Below are 21,090 nucleotides of genomic sequence, written 5' to 3'. Positions count from 1 at the left end.
CACTTATGAGTTTCCGTATGCGCGGCGTCGTCGCCGCTGTATGGAGATCAAGGCCAATCTGCTGGTGGCCCACCAGGGCACCGGCGCCACTCGCGTCGCGTACGTGAACACCGGCGACGCCGCCGCGCAGAAGAACTTCGAGGACCTGGTCCAGCGGATCGGCGACAAGTTCGTCAAGGGCGTCCAGGGCTGAGCCCCTGCCGCTTTGACAGGCCGCCCGGCTCCGTGCCGGGCGGCCGATCTATGCTCGGGCCATGACGCAGAGCACCGACCTCGGCCCCGAGGACCGCAAGATCATCACGCTGGCGCGCAGCGCCCGGGCCCGCAACGGTGTGCCCGAGGGTGCGGCCGTACGGGACGAGACCGGGCGTACCTATGTCGCTGGGACCGTGGCTCTGGAGTCGCTCCGGCTGAGCGCGCTGCAGACCGCCGTCGCCATGGCAGTCGCCAGCGGCGCGCAGTCCCTGGAGGCCGCGGCCGTCGTCTCGGAGGCGGACGCCGCCTCCGACGCGGACCGTGCCGCGGTGCGTGATCTGGGCGGGCCCGGGACCCCGGTGCTGCTCGCCGGTCCCGACGGGGAGCTCAAGTCCTCGGTCGCGGCGGGCTGATGCGCAGGTCCCCGAAGGAGGGCCGGCTTCCGTGCGTGTTCACCTGGGTCGCCCTGGTGAGCTCCGCCGTCGTCGGGGTGGGCAAGGTTGTCGAGGGCGTCATCACGGGCAGGCTGGACGCGATCGACGTCTGGCCCTTCGCGGTGGGCTGCTTTGCGATGGGCGACCTGCTGAAACGCTACGGACGCGAGCGCGCGGCGCGGACCGCGCAGACGGTCGCGAGCGTGCTGCTGGCGGTGGTCTGTCTGTGGATGGGCGGGGCGGCGGTACGGGATCTGGCGCTCGGCCGTGGTGCCTCCTGGTTCGGTCTGACGACCGGGGTGCTCGGCATCCTCTACGTGGCTGTCGGAGCCGCCCTCTTCGTCGGGCGATACCGCAAACGCCGGACTGCACAAGCGGACACTCTTCAGGTGTGACAGCACGAATGTGACAGGAGTCGGCGTCATCAAACGGTGGCGCCGGTTCCCCTTCCTGCCTGCGGAAATACGGATCTTGACAGTATCTGATGGGTCATCAGACGGTGCATTTCGATTCCATTGACTTCTTCCGGCCCTGACAGGTCAATGGCCCCCGGTATTCCTCAGAAGGGGGCAATCATGGCTACAGCCACCCGAAGATCAGCAACCCGAAGCACCCGAAGATCCATCGGCCGATCCACCGGCCGCGGGCGGCGCTGGACCGCCGCACTGGGAGCGGTCGCCCTGCTCGCCGGTACGGCTGCACTCGCCGGGCCCGCGCACGCGCTGGCCGCCGCATCCGCACCGGTGGACTTCGCGACCCACTGCGTACCGCCGCCCATCGCCGGTATCCCGCCGATCGACGGCACCACGACCGCCGAGATAACCGTCGACAACGCCGCACCGAAGGTCGGCGACACCGTCACGGTCACCTACACCGTCACCAAGCCGGCCGCCAGCAACCCGGTGGATCTGGCCCTCCCGGCCGACATCATGACGCCCAGCGGCAAGGTCGCCCTCGGCGGCGCCCAGACCGGAAGCGTCACCGTCACCGGACCCAAGAAGAACCCGCCGGTCCCCGGCAAGGGAGCCTTCCCGCCGTTCTCGATGACCGGCACCTTCACGCTCACCGCGCCCGGCTCGATCACCCTCTCGCCCGGCGACTACAACATCCACACCAGCTACATCATGGAGCTGGACACTCCCTGTACGGTCACCAATCCACCCGCCCCCGTCTCCGAGACGGTCACCGCGACGGACCAGCCCGGGGCCAATGAGCGCTCCATCCAGCTCGCCACGGCCTCCGGCAAGCCCGGCGACGGCGTCACCGTCACCGGCGCCAAGTTCACTCCGCTCGCCGACATCACCGTCGCCGGCCGGGCCGGAGCGGCCGAGACCGCAGACAAGCTGACCTTCAAGGCCGACGCGGCAGGCGGGTTCACGGCACAACTCGTGGTCAACGACAAGGCGACCACCGGCATCGTCGCGTACGAGGGCGCTGCCTGGTCGGCCGACAAGGGCGCGGGCCCGGCGGCGTACACCGTCATCGACGACACACCGCTGCCCGGCAACAGCCAGAAGCTCAACTCCTCCGTCGCGGCAGGCACGTTGTCCATGTCTCAGGCCGGTGACACCGTCGCCATGTCGGCGGTCGACTTCGGTACGGGCGGGGCATCCACCGGCGATCTGAAGACGGTGACGGTCAAGGACTTCCGCGGCGGTCCCGCGGGCTGGTCCCTGACCGGCAAGGTCACCGACTTCACCGGGCCCGGCGGAAAGATCGACGCTGGAAGGCTCGGCTGGACACCGGCCTGCACCACCAAGGCGGGCAGTCCCAGCGCCTGTGCGGCCGGTTCGGCGGGAGCCGTCGGCAGCGCGGGCGCGACCCTGGCCTCCACCCCCAACGGGGCGCTCACCGGAGGTGAGTTCACCGTGGACGCGAAGGTCTCGCTGAACGTCCCGGCGTACACCGCCCCCGGCGCGTACTCCGGCGTGCTGACCCTCACCCTCACCTGACCGCACAGCGGGCCGGGCGCGCACCCGGTCGGCCCGCCCAAGGGGTCCCGGCACTGCTTCGTCCCTGGGGGTTTCATGCGCAAGCTGTACGTGATCCTGCTCGGCCTCATCGCCCTGTTGTGCGCCGCCCCGGACGCGCGCGCCGCCGACAACGGCAACTGGTCCGTCTACCCGGCCGCCTCCGAGCTCGGCGGGCGGCCGTACTTCTATCTCTCGGCCGATCCAGGAACGACCCTCACCGACCAGGTGACGGTCACCAACAAGACTTCGGCCCCGCTGACCTTCCGGCTGTACGCGGCCGACGCGTACAACACCGAACGGGACGGCGGCTTCGCCGTACGCACCCGCGGTGAGAAGCAGCGCGGTGTCGGCGCATGGGCCAAGCCCGAGCGCGAGCGGGTCACCGTCCCGGCGAACAGCTCCGCCACCGTGCCGTACACCCTCACCGTCCCCGAGGGTGCCGAACCCGGCGACCACCCCGGCGCCCTGGTCGCCCTCGACGAGCGCATCGGCGCGGCGACCGGCTCGGTTGCCGTCGGCATCCAGCAGGCCGTCGGCGCACGTATCTATCTGCGGGTGGGCGGCTCCACCGTGGCCGCGCTCTCCGTCGATGACGTGACGTTCAGCCACGATCAGCCGCTCGTCCCGGGCACGGGCGAGAGCAGTGCGCTCATCTCGTACACGCTCTACAACCGCGGCAACGTCACCCTCAACCCCAAGGTCGCCCTCAAGGCCGAGGGCCTGTTCGGGCGCGATCTGCTCAGCCGCGACCTGAAGAGCATTCCCTCCGAGCTGCTGCCGCGCCAGAAGATCCGCCTCACCGAACACTGGTCGGGCGCGCCCCAGCTCGAGTGGGGCGAGGTGAAGCTCACCGCCAGTGCGCGTGATGTGAGCGAGTCGGCCGGGGTCTCCTTCTTCGCACTGCCGTGGCTGGTCGCGCTGCTGCTCGCGGCGGTTCTGGCGGGGGCCGGGGTGTGGGCCAGGGTGCACCGTCGCAGGGCGCGCGTAACCGAGGGCGCGTGACATCAGGGAGAATGGGCGCCATGAGCGCTCGTACTGAAGAGAACAACGCCCCCCACCGGGCCGGCTTCGCCTGCTTCGTGGGCCGTCCCAACGCGGGCAAGTCCACCCTCACGAACGCTCTGGTCGGCCAGAAGGTGGCGATCACCTCCAGCCGGCCGCAGACGACCCGGCACACCGTGCGGGGCATCGTGCACCGCCCGGACGCGCAGCTGATCCTGGTCGACACCCCAGGACTGCACAAGCCGCGCACGCTGCTCGGCGAGCGGCTGAACGATGTCGTACGCACCACCTGGGCCGAGGTCGACGTGATCGGCTTCTGTCTGCCGGCGAACGAGAAGCTCGGCCCCGGTGACCGCTTCATCGCCAAGGAGCTCGCGGGGATCAAGAAGACCCCGAAGGTCGCGATCGTCACCAAGACCGACCTGGTCGACTCCAAGACGCTGGCCGAGCAGCTCATCGCGATCGACCGGCTGGGCCAGGAGCTTGGCATGGAGTGGGCGGAGATCGTCCCGGTCTCGGCGGTCGGCAACAAGCAGGTCGAGCTGGTGGCCGACCTGCTGATCCCGCTGCTGCCACAGGGCCCGACGCTCTACCCGGAGGGCGACCTCACGGACGAGCCCGAGCAGGTCATGGTCGCTGAGCTGATCCGCGAGGCGGCGCTGGAAGGCGTACGGGACGAGCTGCCGCACTCGATCGCGGTGGTGGTCGAGGAGATGCTGCCGCGCGAGGACCGCCCGGCGGACAAGCCGCTGCTGGACATCCACGCGAACGTCTACATCGAGCGCCCCAGCCAGAAGGGCATCATCATCGGCCCGAAGGGCAAGCGCCTGAAAGAAGTCGGCACCAAGTCCCGCAAGCACATCGAGGCGCTATTGGGCACGCCGGTCTTCCTGGACCTGCATGTGAAGGTCGCGAAGGACTGGCAGCGGGATCCGAAGCAGCTGCGCAAACTGGGCTTCTGACGCGCTCCGGATCCGGTCGCATCACGCCCCGCGACCGGACCGGTCACGCACCTTCCTTGAGCACCCGCGAGATCAGCTCGCGCTGCGCCTGAGACAATCGAGGATCCGCGCAGTGGACCGTCCGCCCGTCGACGGTGATCTGATAGGCGAACCCGTCCGGCACGCCGACAGGCGGCGTGCCCCGGCCGCCGGCCATCGCCTGCTCGGCCAGGGCCTGCCATTCGCTCGCGTCGGCCCGCCCGGACGTGTCCACCTCGGCGAACCGCTCGATGCCGGCGAATCCCCCTGTGCGCCTTACCTGGATACGCATGGGTCCTGTCTAGTACGAGAACGCCTCAGTTGGTAGGCACCCCGACCTGGGACCACGCCTTCAGCAGCGCCTCCTGCTCCTCGCCCTCGCCGTAGCGCGCGCGGGCCGCGGCCACCGACAGGGCGGCGAAGTCGGCGAACTGCGCGGTCTTGGAGAGCTCCCCGCCGGTCAGGACGTCGTACCAGATCTGGCCCGCCCGCTCCCACGCATTGCCGCCCAGTGCGGTGGCGGCCAGGTAGAAGGCGTGGTTCGGGATCCCCGAGTTGATGTGGACGCCGCCGTTGTCGCGACCGGTCTTTACGTAGTCCTCCATCGTCGCGGGCTGCGGGTCCTTGCCGAGTACGTCGTCGTCGTACGCCGTACCGGGCTCCTTCATCGAGCGGAGCGCGACGCCCGACACATTGGGTCCCAGCAGTCCCGCGCCGATCAGCCAGTCGGCCTGGTCGGCGCTCTGGCCGAGCGAGTACTGCTTGATCAGCGAGCCGAAGACGTCCGAGACGGACTCGTTGAGCGCGCCGGACTGGCTGAAGTACTCCAGGTTCGCGGTGTACTGCGTGACGCCGTGCGTGAGTTCGTGCCCGATCACGTCCACGGGCAGCGTGAAGTCCAGGAACAGATCGTTGTCGCCGTCGCCGAAGACCATCCGCTCGCCGTCCCAGAAGGCGTTGTCGTAGTTCTCGCCGTAGTGGACGGTCGCGTTGAGCGGCAGGCCGGAGTCGTCGATGGAGTGGCGGCCGTACGCCTTCAGATACAGCTCGAAGGTCGCGCCGAGGCCCGCGTGGGCGCGGTTGACGGTGGCGTCCGTCGCGGGCTGGTCGTTCTCGGCGTGCACCTTCGTGCCGGGGATGGTCTCGCGGTGCCCGGCGTCGTAGATCGTGCGGTTCGGCTTGTCCGAGACCGTGCCGCTCACGCTCGGCGCGAGGCCGCGGACCGTGGTCAGACGGCGGCGGGTGCGCTGGAGGGCGTCGTGCTCGAGGGTGCGGGCGGCGGGATCGGCGATCGCGGGGTCATCGGAGCGGGCCAGTTTGTCGAGGACATGGGGCGGCACGATGGTGCAGAAGACCGGGTTCACCCGGCGGGCGTTGGCGTCCATGCCACCGGACTGTGGCACTGCGTCATGACACTGTCACTAGTTGCCACCATGATTAGTGAAATGGAGTGATAACGGAGGACTGCGGTCCGCGACACCGGCCGCTGATGTACCGCTGTGCGGGCCGCCGACGGCCGCCGATGTGCCGCCCAAGTGTGGTACGTCACTATTTGTCCGTTTATGGAGTCGTGTCCCGCATACTGATACGGCACCGCCGTCCCCGCCCTCTCTGGGCTACGCTGCTCCGCATCATGCGTTTCGGGCTGCTTCTTCTTAGCTGCCGCGGCGAGGGCCTGTAGTCGTAGGCCGACCCCCTCCCCGCGGGATCTGGTGCTGCTTCGACTCAGTCGGCCGTCCTACTTGATGGACCCCGAGGAGCCCTACGCAATGTCTGACAACTCTGTCGGTCGCCCCACGCCCGTCACCAACGCGACCCACACCCAGAAGCCGTCCGGGATGCCGATCCACAAGTACGGCACGTACGAGGCCGTGGACATCCCCGACCGCACCTGGCCGGAGAAGCGGATCACCAAGGCCCCCCGCTGGCTGTCGACCGATCTGCGCGACGGCAACCAGGCCCTGATCGACCCGATGTCGCCCGCCCGCAAGCGCGAGATGTTCGACTTGCTGGTACGCATGGGCTACAAGGAGATCGAGGTCGGCTTCCCCTCTTCCGGCGAGACCGACTTCAACTTCGTACGCTCCATCATCGAAGAGGGCGCGATCCCCGAGGACGTGACGATCTCCGTCCTGACCCAGGCGCGCGAGGACCTGATCGAGCGCACCGTGGAGTCCATCGTCGGCGCCCACCGCGCGACCGTGCACCTGTACAACGCCACCGCGCCCACCTTCCGCCGGGTCGTCTTCCGCGGCTCGAAGGACGACATCAAGCAGATCGCCGTGGACGGCACGCGACTGGTGATGGAGTACGCCGAGAAGCTGCTGGGCCCGGAGACGACCTTCGGCTACCAGTACAGCCCGGAGATCTTCACCGACACCGAGCTGGACTTCGCGCTGGAGGTCTGTGAGGCCGTCTGTGACGTCTGGCAGCCGGAGGCCGGTCGCGAGATCATCCTCAACCTGCCTGCCACGGTGGAGCGTTCGACCCCGTCGACGCACGCCGACCGCTTCGAGTGGATGTCGCGGAACCTGACCCGCCGCGAGTTCGTCTGCCTGTCCGTCCACCCGCACAACGACCGCGGCACCGCCGTCGCCGCCGCCGAGCTGGCGATCATGGCCGGCGCCGACCGTATCGAGGGCTGTCTGTTCGGGCAGGGCGAGCGCACCGGCAATGTCGACCTGGTGACGCTGGGCATGAACCTGTTCTCGCAGGGCGTCGATCCGCAGATCGACTTCTCGCAGATCGACGAGATCCGTCGTACGAGCGAGTACTGCAACCAGATGGAGATCCACCCGCGCCACCCCTATGCGGGCGATCTGGTCTACACGGCCTTCTCCGGCTCCCACCAGGACGCCATCAAGAAGGGCTTCGACGCGCTGGAGGCCGACGCGGCCGCCCAGGGCAAGACCGTGGACGACATCGAGTGGGCCGTCCCGTATCTGCCCATCGACCCCAAGGACGTCGGCCGCTCGTACGAGGCGGTCATCCGGGTCAACTCCCAGTCGGGCAAGGGCGGAATCGCGTACGTCCTGAAGAACGAGCACAAGCTGGACCTGCCGCGCCGGATGCAGATCGAGTTCTCGAAGATCATCCAGGCGAAGACGGACTCCGAGGGCGGCGAGGTCACGCCGAAGGCGATCTGGTCGGTCTTCCAGGACGAGTACCTGCCGAACCCGGACAACGCCTGGGGCCGTATCCAGCTGCGTTCCGGCCAGACCACCACCGACAAGGACGGCATCGACACGCTGACCGTCGAGGCGGTCGTGGACGGCGCCGAGACGGTGCTGACCGGCTCCGGCAACGGCCCGATCTCGGCGTTCTTCGAGGCGCTGAGCGCGGTGGGCGTCGACGCGAGGCTGCTGGACTACCAGGAGCACACGATGAGCGAGGGCGCGTCCGCGCAGGCCGCGTCGTACATCGAGTGCGCGATCGACGGACAGGTGCTGTGGGGGATCGGCATCGACGCGAACACGACGCGTGCGTCGCTGAAGGCGGTCGTCTCGGCCGTCAACCGCGCGGCGCGCTGACACACCGGACCTCCGGACTCCGGTCCCCAATCGCCGGACGGGCTTGAAAACAAGCCCGTCCGGCGATTGTGCGTGCGAGCGCAGGGGCGAGGGAATCGGCCATGTCCTGGCGTACTGCCGCCGGGGTGCTGACGCGACATCATCCATGTGGCTAACATCACGCCAACGCGGCAATGTTGCCGTGGGGGCACCCCCGTGCCCGAAGGGCTACGGGGGAGTTACGGAGGTGTCGACGTGCAGCCAGACCGGGGACCGTTCGGCCGAAAACTGCTGGTCTGTGGCGTTCATACCTCTTGGAACACTGTGGGGGACGGTGAGTTCTTCTGTCCCGACTGCGGAGGCGACCGCAACTACCGCCGGCGCACCGGCCGCCGCCGCTTCACCCTGCTCGGTGTTCCCCTGCTGCCGCGCGGCCTCGCGGGCCCGGTCGTCGAATGCGCCGCCTGCCACGGCCACTTCGGCACCGACGCCCTCGACCATCCCACCACCGGCCGCTTCTCCGCGATGCTCCGTGACGCCGTCCACACCGTTGCCCTCGCCGTCCTCGCCTCCGGCGGCACATCCTCCCGCCCGGTCCGGGAGACCGCCGTCGCCACGGTCCGCGCGGCCGGGCTCGACGACTGCACGGAGGACCAGCTCACCGGCCTGATCGAGGCGCTCGCCGCAGACACCGGCCGCTTTGTCACCGACAGCGGGCCCTATGGCGCGGCCCTCGCCATCGAACTGCACGAGGCGCTGGAGCCGCTCGCACCCCATCTGGCGCCCGCGGGGCGGGAGTCGATCCTGGTTCAGGGGGCGCGGATCGCGCTCGCGGACGGGCCCTACAGCCCGGCGGAGCGGGAGGTGCTGACCACGGTCGGTACGGCGCTGCAGCTGTGCGCGGACGATACGGCGCGGTTGCTGGCCGCGGCGCGCACGCCCTTCTAGAACCCTTCGGCGTACTCCCCGGGGAGTATTGCAAGGGCGGTGCCGCCCTGGGCAGTAGGGCCCATCTCCGCCGCACGTGCGACGTTTTGAGCACTCCCCGACGGGAGTCTGGTGATCGGATCCGACACCGGACACCACCCGTGATGAAGGGGAGACACCCATGGGGCCCGTGCCCGCAAACAAACGCCGCCGAGCCGTGCCCTGGGCGGTGCTCGCGCTCTGGATCGCCGTCATCGCCCTGGCGGGCCCCTTCGCGGGCAAGCTCGGCGACGTACAGCGCGACAACGTCGTGGACTATCTCCCGGCAGGCGCGGACTCCACCCAGGTCGCCAAGATCCAGCAGCAGCTGCCCGGCGGCGAGTCCACCGAGCTCGTCCTCGTCTACCACCGCGACGGCGGACTGACCGCGGCCGACCGTGCCGCCGCGGACTGGCAGGTGGGCGAGATCGCGTCCGCACATCAACTGGCCGGTGGGAAGAGGCCGTTGACCATCCCGTCCAAGGACGGCACGACCCTGATGGTGCCGGTGTCCAGCACCGAGCCCGGCGACGACGAGAAGGCGCGGACCGCGTTCGTCGAAGACATACGGGCAACGGTGAGCGGCGGCGACGGGCTGAGCGTCGAGGTCGGCGGACCGAGCGCTCTCCAGACCGACATGGGCGAGGTCTTCGACTCCATCGACGGGACGCTGATGATCGCGACGGTGCTCGTCGTGGCGGTCCTGCTGATCCTCACGTACCGCAGTCCGTTCCTGTGGCTGGTGCCGCTGTTCGTCGTCGGCGTCGCCGCGCTCACCACGCGGGCCGTGATCTACGGGCTCGTCCAGGGCTTCGACCTCACCATCACCAGCCAGAGCGCGGGCATCATGACGGTCCTCGCCTTCGGGGCGGGCACGGACTACGCGCTGCTGCTCGTCGCCCGGTACCGCGAGGAGCTGCGCCGCCACCCGCAGTCGTACGACGCGATGCGCGCCGCTCTGCGCGGCTGCGGCCCCGCCGTCCTCGCCTCATCCGGGACGGTCGCGGCCGGGCTGCTGTGCCTGCTGGCCGCCGACCTCAACAGCGCCCGCGGACTCGGTCCGGTCGGCGCGGTGGGTGTGGTGGGCGCGCTCGCCGCGATGCTCACACTGCTGCCCGCGGTGCTGGTGCTGCTCGGACGCCGGGTCTTCTGGCCACTCATTCCGGCGTACGGGAGCGAGCCGAAGCAGCGCCGGTCGCTGTTCGCAGCGATCGGCAGCTCGGCGGGGCGGCGGCCGGTCGCCGTGCTCGCCTCCGGGGCGGTGCTGCTCGGGGCGCTGGCGCTGGGCGCGTTCAATCTGCCAGGGACGCTCAAGCAGGAGGACAGCTTCACCGAGCGGCCCGAGTCGGTCTCGGCGATGCGGACGCTGGCCGACGCCTACCCCGAGCGCAGCAGCCGGCCGATCAGCGTGGTCGCGCCGGCGGGGTGGGTGGATGAGGTGCTCTCGGCGGCCCGTGCGACGGACGGCGTGGCGAGTGCCGAACGCGGGCGGAGTGCGGGCGGCTGGACCGAACTCTCCGTCTTCGCCAAGGACGCGCCGGAGACGGTGGGCGAGACCGCGACGATCAAGGCGCTGCGGGCGGGACTGGACGGCTCGTACGTCGGCGGCCCCAGCGTGCAGCAACTGGACCTGGACGACACCAACACGCGTGACCGCCTGATCGTCATCCCCCTGGTGCTGGCGGCCGTGCTGCTGATCCTGATCGCCCTGCTGCGCAGCCTCGTTGCCCCGCTGATCCTCGTCGTCGCGGTGGTCGCGGTGTGGGGCGCGGCGATGGGCCTGGGCGGATTGGTCTTCGGCCCCCTCTTCGGCTTCACCGGGGTCGACCCGGGACTGCCCCTGCTCTCCTTCGTCTTCCTGGTCGCGCTCGGCGTCGACTACGGCATCTTCCTGATGCACCGGATGCGGGAGGAGGCGTTGTCGGGAGCGGAGCCGGGGGCCGCGGCGCTGACGGCGCTGCGGACGACGGGCGGGGTGATCGCTTCGGCGGGCATTGTGCTGGCGGCGACGTTCTCGGTGCTGATGAATCTGCCGCTGGTGACGATGGTGGAGATGGGGTTCGTGGTGGCGGTGGGGGTGCTGCTGGACACGTTCCTGGTGCGGACGTACCTGGTGACGTCGGCGAGCCTGCTGCTGGGGCGGGCGGTTTGGTGGCCGGGCGCGCTGGCGCGCCGGGGGGCGCGGGTGGCTCCGGTGGAGGGGCCGCGGCGTCGGGAGCCGGTGGCGCGGGTCTGAGAGGTGCGGGGTGCGCCTGCGGCGGGGTGGGGAAAAGCCCCCAAGACACCGGAGGATGGACCCGTGCAGCAGCCCCAGACCCGCCCCCCAGCCCCCCGCCTAGGGGAGCGCGTCCTCACCGCCGTGAGTCGCGACCCCCTCACCGTCCCGCACCGGACCCGCAACGACGCCGTCCTCGCCGCCGCCATTGGCGTCCTCGCCGTCGTCCTCGCGCTCACCGTCCGCGAAGGCCATCCGCCCGACGCCCTCGGCTGGGTTCTCCTCGGCGGGAGCGTCGTGCCGCTCGCCCGGCGCCGGAGCCGGCCCGTGCCCGTGCTGCTCGCCGTGCTCGTCTGCATCATCCCGTACCACGCTGCCGACAACACCCACTTCGCTCCCCTCCCCGGTTCCCTCCTCGCCCTCTACACCGTCGCCGCCACAGCCCGCCCCCTGCACACCTTCCTCATCGGCACCGGCGTCATCGGCACCGCCGTGGCCATCATGTTCAAGGTCGACACCCACCAGGGCCTGGAGACGCTGCGCACCTCCGGATGGATCCTCGCCGTACTCGTCCTCGGCGTCGACGTACGCGTCTACCGCCGCTACATCGCCTCCGTCGTCGGCCGCGCCGAGCGCGCGGAGCGCACCCGCGAGGAAGAGGCCGCACGCCGCGTCGCCGAGGAGCGGCTGCGTATCGCCCGGGATCTGCACGACCTGCTCGCCCACTCGATCACCCTCATCGGCGTGCAGACATCCGTCGCCTCGCACGTCCTGACCGTCGATCCCGACCGTCTCGACCGTGCCGCCGTCGCCAAGGCGCTCGACGACATCGCCGACACCTGCCGGACCGCCCGCGGTGAGCTCCGTACCACCCTGGAGGTGCTGCGGGCGGACGGCCCGGACGCGGTGGGTCCGCTGCCCGATCTGGCGTCGCTGCCCGATCTCGTACGGGCGGCAGAGGCGAACCTGGACGTACGCACCGGAGAGCACCGCATACCGCCCGCCGTGGAGGCCGCCGCCTACCGGATCGTGCAGGAGTCGCTCACCAACGCCGTGCGCCACGGCGGGCCCGGTGTCCGTATCCGCGTCGCCGTCGAAGCCGCCGACGGGCGCCTCCGCGTCACCGTCACCGACGACGGCACCGCCCCCGGCGCCACCGCCGGCTCCGGCTACGGCATCGTCGGGATGCGCGAGCGCGCCCGCAGCGTCGGCGGCACACTGGCAGCCGGGCCGCGCGACGGCGGCGGGTTCCAGGTCGCGGCCGCCCTGCCGCTCCAGTCATCGGAGGCCACCGCATGAGCGTGATCCGAGTCCTTCTCGCCGACGACCAGCGGCTCGTGCGCGCCGCGTTCGCGATGCTCGTCGAGTCCGCCCGCGACATGGAGGTCGTCGGCCAGGCCGGCACCGGTGCGGAGGCCGTCGAACTGGCCCGCAGCGAACGCGCGGACATCGTCGTCATGGACATCCGTATGCCCGAAATGGACGGCATCGAGGCGACCCGCCTCATCGCTGCCGACGACGACCTCGCCGGTGTGAAGGTCCTCGTCCTCACGACGTACGACACCGACGAGCACATCCTGGAGGCGCTGCGGGCAGGCGCGTCCGGCTTCCTGGTGAAGGACACGAAACCGGCCGAACTGCTCGCGGCGATCAGGACAGTGGCGGCGGGGGAGTCCCTGCTCTCGCCGGGTCCGACGTCCCGGCTGATCGCCCGCGTCCTGCGCATCCCGGACGAACCCCCGGCCATGGGCGGCCCGGACGGCCTCTCGGACCGCGAACGCCAGGTCCTCGCGCTGGTGGCGCGCGGTCTGAACAACTCCGAGATCGGCGAGCGGCTGGGGCTGAGTCCGCTGACGGCGAAGACGCATGTAAGCCGGATCATGGGGAAGTTGGGGGCGCGGGACCGGGCGCAGCTGGTGATCGTGGCGTACGAGTCGGGGCTGGTGGTCCCGGGCGACGTGTAGCGCCTGCGGCGGGCTTGTTCCCCACCCCGCCCTCCCCCTACGGCCTGGCGGCCGTGGGAGGTCCCCCCATCCCGGCTGTGACATGTGCGGCTCCGCCGCGTGGGGGGCAGGCCCCCAGACCCCGTACGCCCTTCGGGCGTGTCCTCAAACGCCGGACGGGCTGAAATTCAGCCCCGCCGGCGTTTGAGGCGCACCGTCAGGGCTACGCGCCGCTCGCCCGGAGCATCGCGTCCCGTTCCACGATCTTCACCCGCTCGCGGCCCTCCGCCTCGCCCAGCGCACGCTCCGCCGCGTCCAGGCGGTGCCAGCCCTCCCACGTGGTGTACGAAATGCCCTTCCCCTCGAGGAAGTTGACGACCGCATCCTCGGCCGGTGCGGTCGGCGCGTGCAGCCGCCCGCCCGCGTGGTCGTCCAGCAGGTTCGCGACCGTCTCGTTCGCGTCGCCCTTGGTGTGGCCGATAAGGCCGACCGGGCCGCGCTTGATCCAGCCGGTCACGTACGTCGACTGGAGGTGCTCGCCGTCCTCGATGACGCGCCCGCCCTCGTGCGGCACAGTGCCGCTGATGAAGTCGAAGGGCAGCTTGGGCAGTTCGTCGGAGAGGTAGCCGACCGCACGGTAGACGGACTGCGCGTCCCAGGTGCGGAACTCGCCGGTGCCGGTGACGTTGCCCGAGCCGTCCAGCTGCGTGCGCTCCGTACGCAGCCCGACCACGCGGCCGTCGTCGCCGATGACCTCGGTGGGGGACTCGAAGAAGTGCAGGAACAGCTTGTGCGGCCGGCCGCCGACGTCACGGATCGCCCAGTTCTCCAGCGTCTTCGCGACCATGTCCGCCTGCTTGTTGGCGCGGCGGGTGGCGATGGAGCCCTCGTCGTAGTCGATGTCCTCGGGGTCGACGATGACCTCGATGTTCGGCGAGTGGTCGAGCTCCCGCAGCTCCATCGGGCTGAACTTGGCCTGCGCGGGGCCGCGCCGCCCGAACACATGGACCTCGAGGGCCTTGTTGGCGGCCAGACCGTCGTAGACATTCGGCGGGATCTCGGTCGGCAGCAGCTCGTCCGCGGTCTTCGCCAGAATGCGGGCCACGTCGAGCGCGACGTTGCCGACGCCGAGCACGGCCACCTTCTCCGCCTCAAGCGGCCAGGTCCGCGGCACGTCCGGGTGGCCGTCGTACCAGGACACGAAGTCGGCGGCGCCGTACGAGCCGTCCAGCTCGATGCCGGGTATGTCGAGGTCGCGGTCCGCGTCCGCGCCCGTGGAGAAGATCACCGCGTCGTAGAACTCACGCAGATCGTCCAGGCCGATGTCGCTCGGGTAGTCGACGTTTCCGAAGAGGCGTATCTGCGGCTTGTCGAGGACCTGGTGGAGGGCGGTGATGATGCCCTTGATCCGCGGGTGGTCGGGCGCGACGCCGTAGCGGATGAGACCGAACGGCGCGGGCATCCGCTCGAAGAGGTCGATGGAGACGCCGGGCTCGACGGCGGCCTCGGACTTCAGCAGGGCGTCGGCGGCGTAGATTCCGGCGGGGCCGGCACCGACGATCGCGATCCGCAGAGGGCGGGGCATGAATGGTTCCCTTCGAACGAGGTCCACTGGGCGTGACCCGGCGAGTGAGACGGCCCGCGCGCGTGCGGAGGGAGCCGGCTCTCGTACGCCACCCTGGCAACGGCACTCCCACCGCGGTACCCGCCCTGTACCTATGAACCCATAAGCCTGATCTATGGCCCGGCGCCCGGGAGGGGCGGGGTAAGGACACCCTAACCGCCCACTCCCAGGCCATCCGCGGCACCCCCGGCCGGTGGAGGACACAGTCGTGATGCCCGGCTCGGCGCCCTTCCGCGCCTGGGGCACCGCGGACAGCGTCCCCGGCGTCCTGCGGGCCCACGACCAGCTCGCCCGTACGGACCTGGACACGTACATCGGCGGCCATGTCCACCGGCTCGGCACGAGCGAGGACATCAAGGTCTCCCGCGAGTTCGTACGGGACCTGTGGAAAGAGACCAGCACCGCCATCGCCGCCACCGACATGGGCCCGTACTTCGGCAAGGTCGAGCCCGGCAACAACTGGGCCGGTTTCGACCTCTACCTCCAGGCCGTCGCCGACAAGGTGGAACCCGTCATGCACCGCAAGTGGCTGGGGCGCCTGGGCGCGGTGGACGTCTTCACCCGCGAGAACGCCCTGACCGTGGCGCTCTCCCAGATCGTCGACGCCCCGCGCGACATCTGAACCGCTGTAGCGCGGCGGGGGATCTCGCGGCACGCTGGAAACCAGGAGGATCTGCCCGGCGAAGGGGCCCCCGCCATGAAAGCTGTCTCAAGCACGGCACCCGGCGGCCGTCTCGCCGCCGCGCTGGAGAGCCCGATCGTCGGCATGTCCCCGTGGATCATCTTCTCGGTCCTCGTCGGCCCGGGCCGTTTCGAACTGGCGGTGGGCCTCGCCCTTGCGGTCTCGGTGGCGCTCTTCTTCGCGGCGCGCATGCTCCACCGCGGCACCTCGCTCAAGATCCTCGAGGTGTCGGACGTCGTTTTCTTCGCCGTCCTGGCTGCCGTCGGGGCCGCCTCCTCGCCCGGCACCCACCGATGGCTGGAGACATACGCGGGCGAGCTCTCCAACCTCGCGCTGGTGGTCATCGCCTTCGGCTCGATCGCCGTACGAGTCCCCTTCACGATGCAGTACGGACGCGAACGGGTCGGCCCCGAGTACTGGAAGTCCCCCGAGTTCCTCCACACCAACGATGTGATCACCGCGGTCTGGGGAACGGCCTTCCTCGTCGCGGCCCTCGCGGGCGGCTTCGGCGACCTCGTCCTGCACAATCCGGACAACCTCTGGACCGTATGGATCATCCAGATCGCCGCGATCGTCACCGCGATGAGCTTCTCGGAGTGGTACCCCCAGGTCGTCCGCAGCCGGACCGGCGGACCCCCACCGCCGGTCCGCAATCTGCTGATCCCGCTGGCGAGCCTGATCATCCCGGTGGGCGTCGTCTCCCTGATCTTCGACGCCGCGGCGTCCTGGTTCGGCGTCGGGCTGATCCTCATCGGCGTGATCATGGCCCGCGCCATCAACAAGGACGTGGAGATGACGCCACCTAGCGGCGAACACCCTCGACGAAAGCGGTCCAACTGGCGGCTCCGATGACGAGGACGGGGCCGGCGGGGTTCTTGCTGTCGCGGACGGGGACGACGCCGGGGAAGCCGTCCGCGACCTCTACGCACGACTCCCCGCCGTCGCCGCCGCTGTGCGTGCTCTTACGCCAGGCGGCGGCGCCGGTGAAGTCGTACGCGACCTCGACGCAATCCTCGCCGCCGTCGCCGCCGCTGTACGTGCTCTTGCGCCACCGGGCGGTGCTCAAGTCGTACTCTCGCATCGTCTGTAGTCCTCCGCCGCCGACTCGATCAGGGCCAGGGACGCCTCCGGCGACAGTGCGGCGGCCCTGAGCAGATCGTAATGCGCCTGCGTTCGCTTCACCACCGCCGGATCGTCCAGCAGATTCCCCGAAAACACCGCCTCTGTATAGGCAGTTGGCGGGGCGTCCTCGAACTCCATGAGCGCCATCATCTTGCCCATCGCCGGGTGGGCCCCGGCCGCGAAGGGGAGCACCTGCACCAGCGCTTTGTGCTCGCGCACCATGGCCGCGATGTGGTAGAGCTCCCGGGCCATCGAGGCGGGGCCGCCGACCGGGATGCGCAGCGCGGTCTCGTGCAGGATCGCCCAATACACGGGCCGTGTAGCGTCCTTGAGGATCTGGGCGCGGTCCATGCGCACCCTGACCATCTCCTCGATGTACTCGTCGGTGGCGAGCGGGTTGCTCGCCAGGTAGACGGCGCGGGCGTACTCGGCGGTCTGGAGAAGACCCGGGACCACCGCCGGCGCGTACTCGCAGATCTCTGTAGCGAGCCGCTCCAGTTCCGCCGCGTGCGCGAAGTAGTCCGCGTACCGCTCCTCCTTGATCAGCTTCCGGCACATCCGCTCGAAAAAGCCTCCGGTTTGCAGCGTCTCATCGATCCGCTGCGCCACATCCAATTGCGGCTTCCGAATGGCCTGTTCGAATTGGCCGATGTATCCGCCCGACACGAAAACCCGCGCGCCCAGGGCCGACTGTGTGAATCCCGCATGCTCCCGGAGCCGCTTCAACTCGGTCCCGAAGAACTCCCAAGCCGCCTGCCGTGAACCGTTGGCCATGGATCAAACCCCTTGTGCAGCTGCCCAGTTGTAGTGCGCATACCTCTGTCGAGAGTAGCTCCGCACCGTCACCGTTGTAATGCGAAACGTGAAATCGGATCGGGAAGGGAAGCCATGGCGAGCAAGGAAAACCCGCGGCACTCGATGGAATGCATCGAAGAGGCGGAGGAAGCTGTGAACAAATTGCGTACGGCCCTGGAACGGTCCGGCATTACCCTGCCGTCGCTGCGTCTGGAGCCCGCTTCGTACGCACGGGAGGCGCCCTGTCCCCTGGTCGAATTGGGGCGCTGCACCATCGACATCGTCCGCATGCTCACGGCAGTACTGCCGAAGGAAGGAGGAGCAGCACGGTGACGCCGCCCATCGGGACGTACGTCGTCGACATCCGCACCGGCCAGGTGGGCCGGCTCATGGGGGAGGCGGGGCCGCGGCTGCTGCTGAGACCGGTCGGCGGGGGCCGGGAGTGGGAGTGCGAGCCGGACGAGGTGCGGCCGGCGACCGCGGCGGAGCGGATCAGCGCGACGACGGCGTATGTGAACGCACGCAGCCGGGGGGAGGTGACCTGACGCCGCCCGCCCGGGTGCCTGCTTCTGCTCACCCGGCGGGGGACGTCGGCCGCGAGGCATGGGTGTATTTGGTGAGGAGCAATGCGATGTCGTCCGTCCGGTTCGGAGACTGGCGGGCGTCCCGCAGGAGGGCGTCGGCCAGTTCTTCGAGGGAGCCCGCACCGGCATGGGCCAGCGAGGTCCGCAGTCGGTCCATGCCCACACTGATGTCGGAGTCACGTGTCTCGATCAGTCCGTCCGTGTAGAGGGCCAGGACCGAGCCGGGCAGGAGACTCAGTTCCGATTCCGGGTAGTCGGCGGTGCGCTCCACGCCGAGCAGCGGGCCACCCGACAGATCCAGGATCTCCGTGTGTCCGTCGGGCCTGCGCAGCAGGGGCAGGCAGTGGCCTGCGCGGACCACGTGAGTGACTCCGGTACCCGGGTCGAGGAGGGCGTAACAGCAGCTGGCGAGCAGCCCGGGGTCGAGGTCGATGAGCAGCCGGTTGGTGCTGGCGATCACGTCGCCGGGCCGGTGGCCCGCGGAGGCGAAGGCCCGTACCGCGCTTCGCAGCTGGCCCATCGTTGCTGCGGCGGCGACGTTGTGGCCCTCGACGTCTCCGACGACCAGCACGACGCCGCGGTCGGTGGGGATCGCGTCGTACCAGTCGCCGCCGATGTGCATCCCGCGGGTACCGGGCACGTACCGGCCGGCGATGTGGACGCCCGGCAATGTGGGCAGTCGGTGCGGAAGCAGCGCGTTCTGCAGACCCCGGGCGAGGGTGAATTCGGCGTCGTAGAGCCGGGCACGTTCCAGCGCCTGGGCGATCAGCCCGCTCAGCGCGGTGAGGAGGCTTCGCTCCTCGTCGGAGAACCGGTGGACCTCGTCGAAGCCCAGGACGCAGGCACCCACGGGGCGGTTTGAGGCGATCAGGGGCAGGAACACAAAGGAGCTGGAATCGGCCCGGAGCTCGGGATAGGCCCCGCTGAACTCTTCTCGCGATTCGATGAACAGCGGCACCCCGGAGGTCAGCGCCCCGGTCACGGGCTCCCGGGCGGCGAGATGCAGCGGCATGCCGTCGAACCGCTCCATGAAGCTCTCACGGTAGCCACGCTGCGACAGCAGACGTACGTGCCGCTCGTGCACCACGTATATCGCCAGTCGATCTCCGCCGACGGCGGGCAGGAGCTGGTCGGCGACGACATCGCACACTTCGCGCGCGGTGACCGCCTCGGTCAAGGCGCTGCTCATCTGAAGGACGCGGTAGATGGCGCCCAGGGGTGTCGGCACGGGCCGCGATGAGGACGGGGCGGCCCCTCCTGCCTCCTCGGGCGGTGCTCCGGGCGCGGCCCCGGCCGGGAGCGGCTGTCCGGCCGGCGCAGCCCAGCCGGTCATGCCCTGCGCGTCCGGGCGGAGGGAGAACACGAGCCATCGGTCGGGGGATTGGGCCAGGAAGGAGACGGGCTGCTGGGAGACCCTGGCGGCACGGAAACGGTCTTCGTAGGCCGGATCGGCCAGCCACGGCAGGACCTCCCAGGGGCGGCGGCCCACCAGATCCTCCCGACGTACGTGCAACAGCCGCACCAGGCTGTGGTTGGCGTAGGCCACACGCCCCTCACGGTCGAGCGAGAAGAAGCCGTCCGTGAGCCGTTCGATCGCCGCGACGGCGGCCATACCGGCCCCCAGGTCAAGGACGCCACCCACCAGGTGAGGCCGCGCCTCCCGGTCCGCGTCGGGTTCAGGTACCCGGCCCCACAGCTCGATGGTGCGGTGACCGCCGCCCTTCTCCGGCACGCGCAGACTCTGGGCGAGGACGCGGCCCTCCTCGACCGCAGTACGGGCGGCAGACCGGAAACCGGGACGGTCCGCGGGGTGCAACTTGGCCTCCAGCGTGACCGCTTGTCCGTCGTACTCGTCCGGCGCAAGGCCGAAGGCCGCACACAACGTGGCATCCGCTTCGATGGCTCCGGTTTCGAGGTTCCAGTCGAAAAGGCCTACCCGCACCACAGAGGCGGAAGGTACCGGGACCTCCACCGGTAGGGTCTCCATGTCGCACCCGACGTCGGTGCCGCGCGCGCTCAGCCCGGCGAGCGATGTGCCGAGGCGTGCGGCCGTGGTGCGCAACTGCCGTCGCTGCGCCTTGGACAGCCCTGTCCCTCCGGACCCGGCGGCCCACACCACGGCCATCGCCCCGAAGGTGTGCTGCCCCGCCACGACCGGTACGGATGCGGAGCCGAAAGGGTAGGGCAATGCCATTGCGAGCTGGGGAAAGCGCCGCATGGTCTCATCGCCGTCGACCAGATGAACCGTCCGCCCGGAGCGGAACGCCTCCGCCACGGGAATGGGACTGGTCGCAGGAATCCGCCGCCAGCCGCCGAGCAGTGAAGGCGGCATCCCGGCCGTCGCGGCGAGTATCAGCGTGTGACGGTCGCGCGAGATCAGGAACACACTCCCCGCATGGGCCCCGGTCACCTCGACGGCTTTGAGGACGGCTCTGCTCAGCGCATCGTCACGCTCCGCCGTGCCTTCGGCGTTCGTAGTGTCGAAGGGGTGCGCACTCAACCTGCTATCGCTGGACGACACGCTGGCCCCGATCGCTGCAATGGTGGCGTGGCCCGCACGTCAGGGGTGTTTGTCCAATTCTCGTATGGATTGTTCCATCGCGAAACCCGACCGGACCCCGCCCCGATCCGGAGGGCCGCGATGAGTTTGCCCGCCTCGCGCCGTCCTACCTGCATGGACAAACAATTCAGCGCGACGCTGCAGAAGAGCCCTGAGAAGGGCGGCTGGACGTATCTGGTGTGGCCCGAGTCGGTCGAGTACTTCGGGACGCGGGGCCTGGTCAAGGTCAGAGGGACGATCGACGGCCATCCGTTCCGTAGCTCCTTCATGGCCCTCGGCGACGGCACGCACAAGCTGCCGGTGAAGGCGGACGTACGCAAGGCGATCGGGAAGGAGGCGGGGGACTCGGTGACCGTGCACCTCGAGGAGCGCGTGGAGGATTGAGCATCCGATGGCGGTCGGCCGCCGTCCGTACGGGACAATGGCTCCATGAGCCTGTTCCGTGATGACGGCGTCGTGCTGCGCACCCAGAAGCTGGGCGAAGCCGACCGCATCATGCTGTGCTC

General features: G+C 69.8%; 22 protein-coding genes. 16 read left to right on the top strand and 6 right to left on the bottom strand.

Translation table 11 applies throughout. The features are described from left to right. Positions 1–40 precede the first annotated feature (40 nt). The 6 genes from ABZS64_RS02000 to era all read left to right on the top strand — a co-directional run bounded on the left by ABZS64_RS02000 (position 41) and on the right by era (position 4,566). Positions 41–193 carry a hypothetical protein gene (locus tag ABZS64_RS02000; protein ID WP_355822047.1) on the top strand — a complete coding sequence of 51 codons (153 nt, stop codon included), beginning with the start codon at positions 41–43 and terminating at the stop codon, positions 191–193. Between the two features lie 61 nt (positions 194–254). Further along, positions 255–608, top strand: a complete 354-nt coding sequence (locus ABZS64_RS01995) for a cytidine deaminase (protein ID WP_355822045.1) — start codon at positions 255–257, stop codon at positions 606–608. After that, complete coding sequence (locus ABZS64_RS01990) at positions 608–1,024, top strand: hypothetical protein (protein ID WP_355822043.1); 417 nt, start codon at positions 608–610, stop codon at positions 1,022–1,024. Before ABZS64_RS01995 ends, ABZS64_RS01990 begins: the two co-directional genes overlap by 1 nt. A 180-nt stretch (positions 1,025–1,204) precedes the next feature. After that, positions 1,205–2,581, top strand: a complete 1,377-nt coding sequence (locus ABZS64_RS01985) for a beta-xylosidase (protein ID WP_355822041.1) — start codon at positions 1,205–1,207, stop codon at positions 2,579–2,581. A 75-nt stretch (positions 2,582–2,656) separates the two neighbouring features. Next, positions 2,657–3,604: a DUF916 domain-containing protein gene (locus ABZS64_RS01980; protein ID WP_355822039.1), complete on the top strand. Its 948-nt coding sequence runs from the start codon at positions 2,657–2,659 to the stop codon at positions 3,602–3,604. 20 nt (positions 3,605–3,624) lie between these two features. Further along, positions 3,625–4,566: a GTPase Era gene (gene era, locus ABZS64_RS01975; protein ID WP_355822038.1), complete on the top strand. Its 942-nt coding sequence runs from the start codon at positions 3,625–3,627 to the stop codon at positions 4,564–4,566. Positions 4,567–4,609: 43 nt separating this feature from the next. Here era and ABZS64_RS01970 read toward each other — a convergent pair whose 3' ends face one another. Next, positions 4,610–4,876, bottom strand: coding sequence for a protealysin inhibitor emfourin (locus ABZS64_RS01970; RefSeq protein ID WP_355822036.1), 267 nt, complete (start codon positions 4,874–4,876; stop codon positions 4,610–4,612). Between the two features lie 25 nt (positions 4,877–4,901). Beyond that, the gene (locus ABZS64_RS01965; RefSeq protein WP_355822034.1) at positions 4,902–5,969 is read right to left on the bottom strand and encodes a M4 family metallopeptidase; all 1,068 of its coding nucleotides are present in this window, start codon (positions 5,967–5,969) and stop codon (positions 4,902–4,904) included. 384 nt (positions 5,970–6,353) lie between these two features. Here ABZS64_RS01965 and leuA point away from each other — a divergent pair, with 384 nt between their 5' ends. The 5 genes from leuA to ABZS64_RS01940 all read left to right on the top strand — a co-directional run bounded on the left by leuA (position 6,354) and on the right by ABZS64_RS01940 (position 13,238). Continuing rightward, positions 6,354–8,114: a 2-isopropylmalate synthase gene (leuA, locus tag ABZS64_RS01960; protein ID WP_355822032.1), complete on the top strand. Its 1,761-nt coding sequence runs from the start codon at positions 6,354–6,356 to the stop codon at positions 8,112–8,114. A 234-nt stretch (positions 8,115–8,348) separates the two neighbouring features. After that, positions 8,349–9,041 carry a TerB family tellurite resistance protein gene (locus tag ABZS64_RS01955; protein ID WP_355822030.1) on the top strand — a complete coding sequence of 231 codons (693 nt, stop codon included), beginning with the start codon at positions 8,349–8,351 and terminating at the stop codon, positions 9,039–9,041. A gap of 160 nt (positions 9,042–9,201) precedes the next feature. Further along, positions 9,202–11,295 carry an MMPL family transporter gene (locus tag ABZS64_RS01950; protein ID WP_355822028.1) on the top strand — a complete coding sequence of 698 codons (2,094 nt, stop codon included), beginning with the start codon at positions 9,202–9,204 and terminating at the stop codon, positions 11,293–11,295. 63 nt (positions 11,296–11,358) lie between these two features. Further along, a complete protein-coding gene (locus ABZS64_RS01945; protein ID WP_355822026.1) occupies positions 11,359–12,573 on the top strand; it encodes a sensor histidine kinase in 1,215 nt (404 codons plus the stop codon). After that, positions 12,570–13,238 (top strand): response regulator transcription factor, encoded by a 669-nt coding sequence (locus ABZS64_RS01940; RefSeq protein WP_355822024.1) that lies wholly within the window; start codon positions 12,570–12,572, stop codon positions 13,236–13,238. Before ABZS64_RS01945 ends, ABZS64_RS01940 begins: the two co-directional genes overlap by 4 nt. Positions 13,239–13,440: 202 nt before the next feature. Here the strand turns inward: ABZS64_RS01940 and ABZS64_RS01935 are convergent, their stop codons facing one another. Then, positions 13,441–14,802 carry an FAD-dependent oxidoreductase gene (locus ABZS64_RS01935; protein ID WP_355822022.1) on the bottom strand — a complete coding sequence of 454 codons (1,362 nt, stop codon included), beginning with the start codon at positions 14,800–14,802 and terminating at the stop codon, positions 13,441–13,443. A 232-nt stretch (positions 14,803–15,034) separates the two neighbouring features. Between ABZS64_RS01935 and ABZS64_RS01930 the strand changes: the two genes are divergently transcribed. After that, entirely contained in the window at positions 15,035–15,463 is a 429-nt protein-coding gene (locus ABZS64_RS01930; RefSeq protein WP_355822020.1) for a hypothetical protein, read from the top strand. Positions 15,464–15,538: 75 nt separating this feature from the next. Further along, a complete protein-coding gene (locus ABZS64_RS01925) occupies positions 15,539–16,375 on the top strand; it encodes a hypothetical protein (protein WP_355822018.1) in 837 nt (278 codons plus the stop codon). On the opposite strand, the gene ABZS64_RS01920 is transcribed toward ABZS64_RS01925, so the two are convergent. Then, the gene (locus ABZS64_RS01920; RefSeq protein WP_355822016.1) at positions 16,326–16,604 is read right to left on the bottom strand and encodes a DUF397 domain-containing protein; all 279 of its coding nucleotides are present in this window, start codon (positions 16,602–16,604) and stop codon (positions 16,326–16,328) included. The two genes, ABZS64_RS01925 and ABZS64_RS01920, sit on opposite strands and share 50 nt — an antisense overlap. After that, entirely contained in the window at positions 16,586–17,419 is an 834-nt protein-coding gene (locus ABZS64_RS01915; protein WP_355822014.1) for a helix-turn-helix transcriptional regulator, read from the bottom strand. Before ABZS64_RS01915 ends, ABZS64_RS01920 begins: the two co-directional genes overlap by 19 nt. 114 nt (positions 17,420–17,533) lie before the next feature. Here ABZS64_RS01915 and ABZS64_RS01910 point away from each other — a divergent pair, with 114 nt between their 5' ends. Continuing rightward, positions 17,534–17,773 (top strand): hypothetical protein, encoded by a 240-nt coding sequence (locus ABZS64_RS01910; RefSeq protein ID WP_355822012.1) that lies wholly within the window; start codon positions 17,534–17,536, stop codon positions 17,771–17,773. Beyond that, a complete protein-coding gene (locus ABZS64_RS01905; RefSeq protein WP_355822010.1) occupies positions 17,770–17,985 on the top strand; it encodes a hypothetical protein in 216 nt (71 codons plus the stop codon). Before ABZS64_RS01910 ends, ABZS64_RS01905 begins: the two co-directional genes overlap by 4 nt. Before the next feature lie 28 nt (positions 17,986–18,013). Here the strand turns inward: ABZS64_RS01905 and ABZS64_RS01900 are convergent, their stop codons facing one another. Then, on the bottom strand, positions 18,014–20,524 hold the full coding sequence (locus ABZS64_RS01900) for a SpoIIE family protein phosphatase (protein ID WP_355822008.1): 2,511 nt from the start codon (positions 20,522–20,524) through the stop codon (positions 18,014–18,016). Positions 20,525–20,698: 174 nt separating this feature from the next. Between ABZS64_RS01900 and ABZS64_RS01895 the strand changes: the two genes are divergently transcribed. Beyond that, the gene (locus ABZS64_RS01895; protein ID WP_355822006.1) at positions 20,699–20,968 is read left to right on the top strand and encodes a DUF1905 domain-containing protein; all 270 of its coding nucleotides are present in this window, start codon (positions 20,699–20,701) and stop codon (positions 20,966–20,968) included. Positions 20,969–21,090: the final 122 nt, after the last annotated feature.

This window comes from Streptomyces sp. NPDC005408 (assembly GCF_040606445.1).
Taxonomy (GTDB): Bacteria; Actinomycetota; Actinomycetes; order Streptomycetales; family Streptomycetaceae; genus Streptomyces.
Note: the sequence above shows the minus strand (reverse complement) of the source record. Positions and strands in the feature narration are given on the sequence as shown.